Below are 1,180 nucleotides of genomic sequence, written 5' to 3'. Positions count from 1 at the left end.
CACGCCACAGGCGCCAGCGGCGCCGCTGCCGAGCCTGGCCGGCACCGAAGTCGACGGCCGACTGCAGACCGATGCCGCCGGCAATCTGGTGCTGGAGCTGGCGCTGCGCGATTACTTCGATTATTTCCTCAGCGCCGTCGACCACTCCGGCCTCGACGCCTCGATCGCGGCGCTGCTGGCCGATGCTGGCGCACGTTTGCAGGAGCCGGCGCTGGGTCAGCTGACCAACCTGCTCGGCGACTACCTCGACTACAAGCGCGCCAGCCTGGCACTGTTGCAGCAGCCGCTGAACGCCCGCCAGCAGGTCGACCCCCAGGCCCAGCTGCAGGCGCTGCAGCAGGCCTTCGAGCGCCTGGATGCCCTGCGCCGCACGCATTTCTCGGCCGCCGCGCAGGAGGCACTGTTCGGCGCCGAGCAGGCCTACGCCCGCTACACCCTGGACAGCCTGGCGCTGCAGCAGCGCGACGACCTCGGCGAGGCGCAGCGCGCGCAGTTGCACGAGCAGCTGCGCCAGCAGTTGCCGGAGGCGCTGCGTGCCAGCGAGCTGCGCCAGGAGCAGGCCCAGGCACAACTGGCGCGCAGCGAACAGCTGTGGCACGACGGCGCGGACGAGCAACAGGTGCGCGAGTTCCTGGCGATGACCTATGATCCGCCCACCGTGCAGCGCCTGCTGGCCGAGCAGCGCCGCGAGCGCGACTGGCAGCAGCGCTACCAGGCCTACCGCGCCGAGCTGGCCGGGTTGCAGGGCCAGGGGCTGAGCGCGGCGGATGGCGCGCAGGCGCAGCAACGGCTGCGCGAACGGCTGTTCGCCAGCGAAGATCGACACCGGGTGGAGACCTATGACGCCATCGCCGCCAAGCAGCCGCAGACGCCGCCCCAGCCCTGAGCGGCGGTGCCCATGAGCGTCGAGCAGCAGGAGCGCCTACTGCTGGCCCAGCAGCGCCGCGGCTACAGCCGGCTGTGCTTCGTGCCGGCGCTGGAGCAGGCGTTCGCCGAGCACCGGGTGCAGCGCATTCGCCGCCGCCTGCCGCTGATCGCCGCCACCGCGGTACTGTTCCAGCTGGCCTACGCGCTGCTGGATATTTTCGCCATGCCGCTGGCCGTCAGCCTCTCGGCCTTGCCGCTGCGCCTGCTGGCGCTGGGCGCGGTGCTGCTGGCGTTCGTCTACTGCCGGCGTGCG

At 71.8% G+C, this 1,180-nt stretch carries 1 protein-coding gene and 1 pseudogene; both read left to right on the top strand.

Features of this window, described 5'->3' with window-relative positions:
• Nucleotides 1-886 (top strand): lipase secretion chaperone (locus tag N878_RS21480; RefSeq protein ID WP_021445590.1); only part of this gene is annotated, 886 nt, incomplete at its 5' end.
• Nucleotides 887-898: 12 nt separating this feature from the next.
• Nucleotides 899-1,180, top strand: a pseudogene (locus N878_RS21475) (hybrid sensor histidine kinase/response regulator); the annotation flags it as partial.

It is taken from the genome of Pseudomonas sp. EGD-AK9 (assembly GCF_000465935.2).
Classification (GTDB): Bacteria; Pseudomonadota; Gammaproteobacteria; order Pseudomonadales; family Pseudomonadaceae; genus Aquipseudomonas.
Note: the sequence above shows the minus strand (reverse complement) of the source record. Positions and strands in the feature narration are given on the sequence as shown.